Source organism: Bacteroidota bacterium, from assembly GCA_038746285.1.
In the GTDB taxonomy this organism is placed as follows: Bacteria; Bacteroidota; Rhodothermia; order Rhodothermales; family JANQRZ01; genus JANQRZ01.
Genome location: JBCDKT010000088.1, coordinates 1 through 8,934, shown reverse-complemented (window position 1 = coordinate 8,934; position 8,934 = coordinate 1). Strand labels below are relative to the sequence as shown.

Below are 8,934 nucleotides of genomic sequence, written 5' to 3'. Positions count from 1 at the left end.
TACGACCCGAGCCAGGAGGGAAACCTCCGGGTGCGGGACCACGCCATCGACAAGGAGATCTGGCCTCCATCATGACCGTACCCCGCTGCCACTACCTTTCAACCTGTACCCCTGCAGGAAACGGTGTCTGCAATCTTTACACCATAGCTGCCTAACTCGCGGCTGCAGGCCGACCGAGAGGGTCAGCGTCCTCAGCTCGTCCGAACGCCGCCGTCAGTCATAGCCTCGTCCCGCCGCCGTGCCGTCACCTCTCGGCGGCTGAGCGGTCAACTGTTCTCGGTCCGTCCGACCGTCGCCGCCAGTCATAGCTTCGCTCCACCATCGCGCCGTTTGCCCTACGCGGCTGAGCGGTCCCCTGCCCTGTTACCTCACCCACACATCAGAGAGTAAGAGAGTGTAAGGCGTCGCGTGGAGGCGGACGGCGTCGCGGAGCAGGTCAGCCTGTCGGCGCATCACCTGCTCGGCAGGAGAGAGGGGGCGGAAGCGCGTCAGCAGGGCTGAGGCCTGGGCGCTGACGACGAAGCCTAGCTCTTCGAGGAACGACTTCTCGGGCGGGAGGAACCAGAGCTGATAGCCGTCCGGCTCCAGCCCAGCCATGTCGGCCGCCACGCCGATGGCGTCGCCCAGGTCGCCGAGCACGTCCACGAGGCCGAGGTCGAGGGCGTCGGCGCCGGTGTAGACGCGGCCCCCGCCGAGGGCGCGGACGGTCTCAGGTGCCAGGCCGCGCCCGTCGGCGACGCGGGTGACGAAGGTGTCGTAGACGCGCTCCGTCGAACGCTCCAGCACGGCCTCCTCCCGGGCGTCGAGCGGCTCGCCGAAGGCGTAGACCCCGGCCGTCGGGCCGGTCTGGAGCCCGTCGAGCGTGACGCCGAGCCGGTCGTTCAGAAACTCCGTCGCGTCGAACAGGAGCGAGATCACGCCGATCGAGCCGGTGACCGTGTTCGCGTCGGCGACGATCCGGTCGGCCGGGGCGGCGAGGTAGTAGCCGCCCGAGGCCGCGACGGACCCCATCGAGACCACAACCGGCATCTGCCCGGAGGCTTCCTCGACGGCGTTCCACATCGCGTCCGAGGCCGTCGCCGAGCCGCCGGGCGAGTCCACGCGGACGACGATCGCCCGCACGTCCTCATCGCTTGCCGCGTCGCGCATCGTCTGGGTGAAGGTGTCGGAACCAAGAAGCGCGCCCGAGCCGGTGTCGGGCGTGCTCTCGCCGGGGACGATCTGCCCGACCGCGTAGACGACCGCGATCACGTTGTCGGGGTCGCCCGCGTCGAGGCCCGCGTCGGTGCGCGGGACGTAGGCGTAGTCCTCGACGCCGACCGTGCGGAGGTCCTCGTCGGGCGCCTGACCGGTGAGGCCGCGCAGGACGTCGAGCACCTCGGCCTCGTAGAGGAGGTCGTCGACCAAGCCCGCGTCGAGCGCCTCCTGCGCCTCGTACAGTCCGCCCGCGTCGATGGTGACCTCTAGCTCCTCGGCGGACAGCTCGCGCGCGTCGGCCACGGCCGCGAGGAACGTCTCGCTGACGCCGTCGAGGAGGGCGGCGTACTGCTCGCGGTTCTCGGGCGAGAAGCCCCGGTTCGTAAACGTCTCGGCGGCGCTCTTGTACGCCCCGGCGCGGATCACCTGGGGCTCGATTCCGAGCTTGTCGAGCGTCCCGGCGAAGAACGGAGTCGAGAGGTAGAACCCGTTGAGTTCGAACCCGGCCTCGGGCGGCGTGAAGACCGAGTCGGCGACCGAGGCGAGGTAGTAGGCCGCTTCGTCGAACCCGTCGGCCCCGCTGCTGGCGTAGAGCGGCTTTCCGCTCGCCCGGTACAGCTCCAGCGCCGTGCGCACCTCGGAGAGCGTCGCCCACGACGCCGCGATGCCGTCCGGCCGCAGCCAGACCGCCTCGATGCGCTCGTCCACCGCTGCCTTTTCGAGCGCGTCGGTCACGTCGAGGAGCGTCAGGTCGAACGTCCCGAGCGCGGCCCCGAGCAGGTCGAACGGGGCCTCCTCCGGGAGCGTCCCGGCGAGGTCGAGCAGCAGGACGGACTCGTCCTCGACGAACGCCACGCCGTCGCTGCCAAGCACCAGGGCCACGCTGAAGGCGAGCCCGAGGAAGACGAACGCAAAGAGGGCGAGCAGGGAGCCGAGGAAGCCCGCGAGGAGGGTGACGAGGAAGTGACGCATGGGGCGGGTGGGAGGAATGGGAGGAATGGGAGGAATGGGAGGAATGGGAGGAATGGGAGGAATGGGAGGAATGGAATAAAAACCGCGAAAGTTACCGAGACGTTTGCGCTCCGCGCCTAGCTTTCTGTCCTCCGTCTCACCGTCTTCCGTCCGCCGTCCTGCATGGACCTCACGATTCCCTACTGGCACCCCGCCGTCGTGCACTTCCCAATCGCGCTCCTGCTCTTCGGCGCGGCGGCAGCGGTGGTCTACGGTGCGCTCGGGCGGGCGTTCTGGCGCGGCGTGGCGCTCCTCGCCTTCGCGGCCGGGACCGCCGGGGCCTGGGCGGCGGTGCGGACGGGGAAGACGATCTACGAGGCCGTCGAAGGCGAGCCGGTCGTCGAGGCCCTCGTCGGGCGGCACCAGGCGCTGGCCGACTGGACGCTCTGGGTCAGCGCCGCCGTGCTCGCGGTGCTGGCCGGCGCGGCGGTGTGGACCAGGCGCACGGGCCGGGCCGGACCGGACCCGCTCGTGCTCCGGCTCGCGGTGACCGGGCTCGCGGTGGCGGCAGCGGTGCTCGTGGCGATGACCGGACGCCTCGGTGGGCAGATGGTGTGGGGCGTCGCGGCTCCATAGAAAACGCACCCAGCCCCGACGAACACGCGGTGCGGGTGCCGGTATCAGCACCGCTTCGCAGCCGCCTGACCTGTCTATGCCCGACCGCACCGATCACCCAGACGCCTCCCACGAGCGCCCGCCCCTCGGCGAGCGCGAGGCGGTGATTCTGCGCTCGGTCGTGACGCGGTTCATCCAGACGGCCGCGCCGGTAGGATCAAAGGTGCTGGCCGTCGAGGGCGTCGTAGACCTCTCCTCGGCGAGCATCCGCAATACGCTCTCGACGCTCGAAGGGCTAGGCTACCTCGACCACCCCCACACCTCGGCGGGGCTCGTGCCGACCGACCTCGGCTACCGCGCCTACGTGGACGAGCTGATGGACCGCACCGGTGTGGCCCCGGCCGAGCAGCAGCTCCTGCGCGCTGGGCTGGAGCAGCTCTACGGCGACGTCGAGTCGCTCATGCGCGAGACCTCGCGCCTGCTCGGGCAGTTCACGAGCCTCCTCGGCGTCGTCCTCAGCCCACGCCTCGCCACCGGCGTCCTCGAACGGATCGACGTCGTGCCGCTCTCGTCGTCGCGGCTGATGTTCGTCGTCTCCGTCCGCGGCGGGTTCGTCAAGACGATCATGGCCGAGGTCGACGCCGAGGTGCGCCGCGCCGACCTCGACCGCGTCGTGCAGGCGATGAACGAGCGCCTCGCCGGGCTGACGCTCGAAGAGGTCCGCGCGACGGCCGCCGAGCGGATGCGCGACCTCGACGGCGGCGACCGCACGGGCGTCGTCCGCCTCGTCCTCCACCAGGCTGCGACGCTCTTCGCCGAGCTCCCCGACGAGCGCCAGGCCGAGGTCGGCGGGGCGCAGCAGATCGTGACGCAGCCGGAGTTCCAGGCCGCCGAGGACGTGCGCAGCGTGATCGAGCTGCTGGAGAACCAGGACGTGATCGTCCACCTCCTCGAAGCCGACGCCGCGCCGTTCGACGCGACCGGCCGGGCCGTCGTGCGGATCGGGGACGAGGGCGACCTCGCCGACCGCTTCGGCGGAACCTTTTCGGTCGTCAAAGCGCAGTACCGCCTCGGCGACACGACCGGCTCGCTCGGCGTGATCGGCCCGAAGCGGATGGACTACGCCTACGCCGTCACCCTCGTAGAATACCTCGCGGGCCTCCTCAGCGGCACCCCGTCCGACGCTTAAACCCCTCCAGACCGCCGTCCGAACCGCATGACCGAGAACGAAACGAACCCCGCGCCCGACGCGCCCGGCCAGGACGTCGCCGAGCCGGCCGAGACTGCACCCTCCGCCGAGGAGAGCTACGAGGCCGCCGAAGCCGAGAGGTACCGCGAGCAGATCCGCCAGCTCGAGGACCAGCTCCTCCGCCGCCAGGCCGAGTTCCAGAACTACCGCCGCCGCACCGAGGCCGAGCTCGGCCAGGCCGCCGCGCGGGGCCGCGGCGAAGTCCTCCTCCCGCTCCTCGACGTGCTCGACGACCTCCGGCGCTCACTCGACGCCGCCGAGGAAGCGGCAGCGCAGGAGCAGGGCGGGCCGACCTATCAGGCGCTCAAGACCGGCGTGGACCTCGTCTACAAGAAGTTCGAGGACACGCTCCGCAGCCTCGGCGTCGAGCCCATCGCGGCCGTCGGCGAGCCGTTCGACGAGCACCTCCACGAAGCGATGATGCAGCAGCCGGCGGACGACGCCGAGGCCGGGACCGTCGTCGGCGAGGTCCAGAAGGGCTACCGGATGGGCGAGCGCGTGCTGCGCCACGCCCGTGTGATTGTGGCCCAGTGAGCTATAACGGCGTGGAGAGGAGGGAGGGAGTGGAGGGACCCGATACCGACCGAAGAAGGCCATCCCTCCCTGCCTTCCATCCCCTCCGCGCCCGGTAACATCCAGCCCTGATTTCCGTTCTCACGATACATGGAAAGCACGACAGAGTCGACTATGCGGGACTACTACGAGGTGCTGGGCGTCGAGCGATCCGCCTCGGCCGAGGAGATCAAGAAAGCCTACCGCAAGAAGGCGCTCCAGTACCACCCCGACCGCAACCCCGGCGACGCCGAGGCGGAGTCCAGCTTCAAAGAGGCCGCCGCGGCCTACGAGGTGCTCTCAAGCGCCGAGAAGCGCCAGCGCTACGACCGCTTCGGGCACGCCGGCGTCAACGGCGGCGGCGGGCAGCCCGGCGGCTTCCAGGACATCTCGGACATCTTCAGCGCCTTCTCCGACATCTTCGGCGGGGCGGGCGCGGCCGGCAACCCCTTCGGCGGGCGCGGCCCGCGCCGGCGCGCCGGGACCGACCTCCGGGTGCGGCTCGCGCTCGCGCTCGAAGAAGTCGCCGAGGGCGTCGAGAAGAAGATCAAGGTGCGCAAGTTCGTGCCCTGCGAGGCCTGCGAAGCCACCGGTGCCGAGGACGGGCCGGCGGGCGTCGAGACCTGCGGGACGTGCGGCGGCGCGGGCGAGGTCCGCCAGGTGTCGAGCACGTTCTTCGGCCAGTTCGCGAGCGTCACCGCGTGCCCGGCGTGCGCCGGCGAGGGCCAGGTCGTCACCGACCCCTGCGCCGACTGCGGCGGCGAGGGCCGCGTCAAGGGCGAGGACACGACGACGGTCGAGATCCCGGCCGGCGTCCGCGAGGGGCACTTCCTCTCGGTCCGCGGGGCCGGCAACGCGGGCCGCCGCGGCGGCGCCCCCGGCGACCTCCGGGTCGAGATCGAGGAGACGCGCCACGAGCACCTCACCCGCGACGGCCTCGACGTGCGCTGCGACCTCCACCTCTCGTTCCCCGACGCCGCGCTCGGCACCGAGGTCGAGGTGCCGACGCTCAAGGGCCGCGCCCGGCTCCAGATCGACCCCGGCATCCAGAGCGGACGCGTCCTGCGGATGCGCGGGCGCGGCATTCCCGAACTCAACAGCCCCCGGCGCGGCGACCAGCTCGTCACCGTGCAGGTCTGGACCCCGACCAAGCTGACGGCCGAGGAGCGCGGGCACATCGAAGCGCTCCGCGACGCCCCCGCCTTCCAGCCCCAGCCGGACGAGGAGCCGGAGAAGAAATCGTTCTTCAGCAAGGTCAAAGACGTGTTCTCGTGACGAGTGAGCCGTGACGCGTGAGGTCCACGCTGGCGGCGGTGCTCGGCCTCGCACTTCACCCATCACGCATCATTTCCTGCCGTGTCCCGCAACGCCCCACCTCCCGCCGAACCGTCCACCCCCGACAGCGCTGCGAGCGGCGACCAACTGCGCGGCGTCATGCGCCGCGTGGCCTCCCCGGTGACCGTCGTGACGGCGGCCGCGAACGGAACCTTGCGCGGCGCCACGATCGGCTCGTTCACGAGCGTCTCGCTCGACCCGCCGCTCGTCTCGTTCAACGTGCAGAAGGCCTCGGCTTTTCACGGCGTGCTGACCCGGGCCGAGGCGTTCGCCGTCCACCTCCTCGGCACCGATCAGGCCGACCTCGCCACCCACTTTGCCCTGCCGGACATCGAAGGCAGCGCGCAGTTCGAGACTGTGCCGCACACCCGGAGCCCCGACGGCGTGCCCGTTCTGGGCGGCACGTCCGGCGTGCTCCACTGCGCACCCTGGGCTGTCCACGACGCCGGCGACCACGCGCTCGTCCTCGGCCGCGTCCTCCGCGTCGAAGCAGGCGACGCCGCCGGCCCGCTGCTCTACTACGACCGCTCCTACCGCGCCGTCGGCAAGGAGGTGTGAAGAGTGGGAGAGTGGGAGAGTGGGAGAGTCAAATAAAACCGACCAAGTTAACAAGACCGCTCGCACGAAGCGCCACCTGTCCTCCGTCCCACCGTCCTCCGTCCCACCGTCCTCCGTCCCACCGTCCTCCGTCCCACCGTCCTCCGTCCCACCGTCCTCCGTCCCACCGTCCTCCGTCCCACCGTCCTCCGTCCCACCGTCCTCCGCTCTGCCATGCCCGACTTCACCCCCATCGCCGGGGTCGGCGAGTTCGGCCTGATCGAGCGGCTGCGCGACGCGCTCGGCGCGGCACCGGCCGATGACTTGGTCGTAGGTATCGGCGACGACGCAGCGGTGATGCGCATCGGCAACGGCCGCGTGCAGGTCGTCACGACCGACACGCTCGTCGAGGGCGTCCACTTCGACCGCTCGTTCATGTCGATGGGCCTGCTCGGCGCGAAGGCCATCGCGGTCAACGTCAGCGACGTGGCGGCGATGAACGCCGCGCCGCGCTGGGCGACAGTCGCGCTCGGGCTGCCGAACAACGTCTCGGTCGAAGCCGTCGAGACGCTCTACGACGGCATCGCTCATGCGTGCAAGCAGTACGGCTGCACGGTCGTCGGCGGCGACGTCACAGCGTCCGAGCGCTTCCTGGTCTCGGTCACCGTCATCGGCGAGGCCGGCGAAGACGCGGTCGTCCTCCGCAGCGGTGCCCAGCCCGGCGACCTCCTCTGCGTCACCGGCGACCTCGGCAGCGCCGCGGCGGGCCTCAAGGTGCTCCTCGCCGAGAAAGACGCCTTCGCGGCCGACGACGCCCAGCCCGACCTGAGCGCGTGGAGCTACGTCGTCGAGCGCCACCTCGCCCCCCGCGCCCGCCTCGACCGGCTCGCCCAGTGGCGCGAAGCCGGAGTGCGGCCGCACGCCCTCGTCGACATCTCCGACGGCCTCGCCTCCGAGGTCCACCACGTCTGCCGGGCGAGCGGCGTCGGAGCCCGGCTCGAAGCAGCCCTCCTGCCCGTCCATGCCCAGACGTTCAAAGCCGCCGAGCGCTTCGGTGACCGGCCCGAGACCTACGCCCTCTACGGCGGCGAGGACTACGAGCTCCTCTTTGCCCTCCCCGAGGCCCACGCCAAGAAACTCCCCGGCGACAGCTTCGCCGTAGTCGGTGCCGTGACCGCCTCGCCCGAAGTCGTGATCGGGATGCCTGACGGCGCTACGGTCCCACTGGAGGCGACCGGCTTCCGGCACTTCTAGGAGCGGAAGAGCGGAGGGTGGGAAGAGCGGAAGAGGTCCCGGCTCAAACGCCGTCTCTCTTCCCCGCATCCGCTCTTCCGCACTCCCTCTCCTGGGCGCCATTTCCCCGTTTCTTCGACCGCTCCGCACGGCGCGTCCACGGCAGCGGCCGGTATCTTCGAAGTCTAGTTCACCCGCGCACGCATTCGCTCCCCGAGACGCATGGAAACCACTCCGCAGGCAGGCTCCACCCGCACCAACGGCGAGGTCGTTCAGGTCATCGGCCCGGTCGTCGACGCCGACTTCTCCGGCACCGCCGTCCCCGACATCCTCGACGCCCTCGAGATCGACCGCGGCGAGGAGGACACGCTCGTGCTCGAGGTCCAGCAGCACCTCGGCGAGGGCCGCGTCCGCGCGATCGCGATGGACTCGACCGACGGCCTCACGCGCGGCACGGCCGTCCTCAACACGGGCCGCCCGATTGCGATGCCGGTCGGGCCGGAGATCCGGGGCCGCCTGTTCAACGTCGTCGGCAAGGCCATCGACGGGCTCCCGCAGCCGCCGGCCGAGGAGCACCGCCCGATCCACACCACGCCGCCGAGCTTCGACGAGCTCGCGACGAGCGTCGAGATGCTCGAGACCGGGATCAAGGTCGTCGACCTGATTCAGCCCTACGCGCGCGGCGGCAAGATCGGCCTCTTCGGCGGGGCCGGGGTCGGCAAGACCGTCCTCATCCAGGAGCTCATCAACAACATCGCCAAGGCGCACGAGGGCCTCTCGGTCTTCGCCGGCGTCGGCGAGCGGACGCGCGAGGGGAACGACCTCATGCGCGAGATGCTGGAGTCGGGCGTGATCCAGTACGGCGAGACCTTCATGCACGCGATGGAAGAGGGCGAGTGGGACCTCGACAAGGTCGACATGGGCCAAGTCAAGGAGTCCAACATCTCGCTCGTCTTCGGGCAGATGAACGAGCCGCCCGGCGCCCGCGCCCGCGTGGCCCTCTCCGGCCTCACGATCGCCGAGTACTTCCGCGACCTCGGCGGGCGCGACGTGCTCTTCTTCGTCGACAACGTCTTCCGCTTCACCCAGGCCGGCTCCGAAGTGTCGGCCCTCCTCGGCCGGATGCCGAGCGCCGTCGGCTACCAGCCGACCCTCGCCACCGACATGGGCGGCCTCCAGGAGCGCATCACCTCTACCAACAAGGGCTCCATCACCTCCGTCCAAGCCGTCTACGTCCCTGCCGATGATTTGACCGATCCTGCGCC

Annotated in this window: 8 protein-coding genes; 7 read left to right on the top strand and 1 reads right to left on the bottom strand. The window is 70.6% G+C overall.

Annotation, left to right across the window (positions count from 1 at the left end):
- Window positions 1-363: 363 nt before the first annotated feature.
- Entirely contained in the window at window positions 364-2,169 is a 1,806-nt protein-coding gene (sppA, locus tag AAGI91_17105; GenBank protein MEM1044329.1) for a signal peptide peptidase SppA, read from the bottom strand.
- Window positions 2,170-2,331: 162 nt separating this feature from the next.
- Between sppA and AAGI91_17100 the strand changes: the two genes are divergently transcribed.
- From AAGI91_17100 to atpD, 7 genes are all read left to right on the top strand, one after another.
- Window positions 2,332-2,784: a DUF2231 domain-containing protein gene (locus AAGI91_17100; GenBank protein MEM1044328.1), complete on the top strand. Its 453-nt coding sequence runs from the start codon at window positions 2,332-2,334 to the stop codon at window positions 2,782-2,784.
- Between the two features lie 76 nt (window positions 2,785-2,860).
- Entirely contained in the window at window positions 2,861-3,952 is a 1,092-nt protein-coding gene (gene hrcA, locus AAGI91_17095) for a heat-inducible transcriptional repressor HrcA (protein ID MEM1044327.1), read from the top strand.
- 27 nt (window positions 3,953-3,979) lie between these two features.
- The gene (locus AAGI91_17090; protein MEM1044326.1) at window positions 3,980-4,546 is read left to right on the top strand and encodes a nucleotide exchange factor GrpE; all 567 of its coding nucleotides are present in this window, start codon (window positions 3,980-3,982) and stop codon (window positions 4,544-4,546) included.
- 153 nt (window positions 4,547-4,699) lie between these two features.
- Entirely contained in the window at window positions 4,700-5,839 is a 1,140-nt protein-coding gene (gene dnaJ, locus AAGI91_17085) for a molecular chaperone DnaJ (GenBank protein MEM1044325.1), read from the top strand.
- Between the two features lie 81 nt (window positions 5,840-5,920).
- Window positions 5,921-6,457: a flavin reductase family protein gene (locus AAGI91_17080; GenBank protein MEM1044324.1), complete on the top strand. Its 537-nt coding sequence runs from the start codon at window positions 5,921-5,923 to the stop codon at window positions 6,455-6,457.
- A 213-nt stretch (window positions 6,458-6,670) separates the two neighbouring features.
- Window positions 6,671-7,690 carry a thiamine-phosphate kinase gene (gene thiL / locus AAGI91_17075; GenBank protein ID MEM1044323.1) on the top strand — a complete coding sequence of 340 codons (1,020 nt, stop codon included), beginning with the start codon at window positions 6,671-6,673 and terminating at the stop codon, window positions 7,688-7,690.
- Window positions 7,691-7,891: 201 nt separating this feature from the next.
- Window positions 7,892-8,934 (top strand): F0F1 ATP synthase subunit beta (gene atpD, locus AAGI91_17070; protein ID MEM1044322.1); only part of this gene is annotated, 1,043 nt, incomplete at its 3' end.

Bases quoted from the DNA above. Each gene is read 5' to 3' on its own strand.
- AAGI91_17090 (MEM1044326.1), top strand. From the start codon at position 3,980: ATGACCGAGAACGAAACGAACCCCGCGCCCGACGCGCCCGGCCAGGAC.
- AAGI91_17100 (MEM1044328.1), top strand. From the start codon at position 2,332: ATGGACCTCACGATTCCCTACTGGCACCCCGCCGTCGTGCACTTCCCA.
- hrcA (MEM1044327.1), top strand. From the start codon at position 2,861: ATGCCCGACCGCACCGATCACCCAGACGCCTCCCACGAGCGCCCGCCC.
- sppA (MEM1044329.1), bottom strand. From the start codon at position 2,169: ATGCGTCACTTCCTCGTCACCCTCCTCGCGGGCTTCCTCGGCTCCCTG.
- thiL (MEM1044323.1), top strand. From the start codon at position 6,671: ATGCCCGACTTCACCCCCATCGCCGGGGTCGGCGAGTTCGGCCTGATC.
- dnaJ (MEM1044325.1), top strand. From the start codon at position 4,700: ATGCGGGACTACTACGAGGTGCTGGGCGTCGAGCGATCCGCCTCGGCC.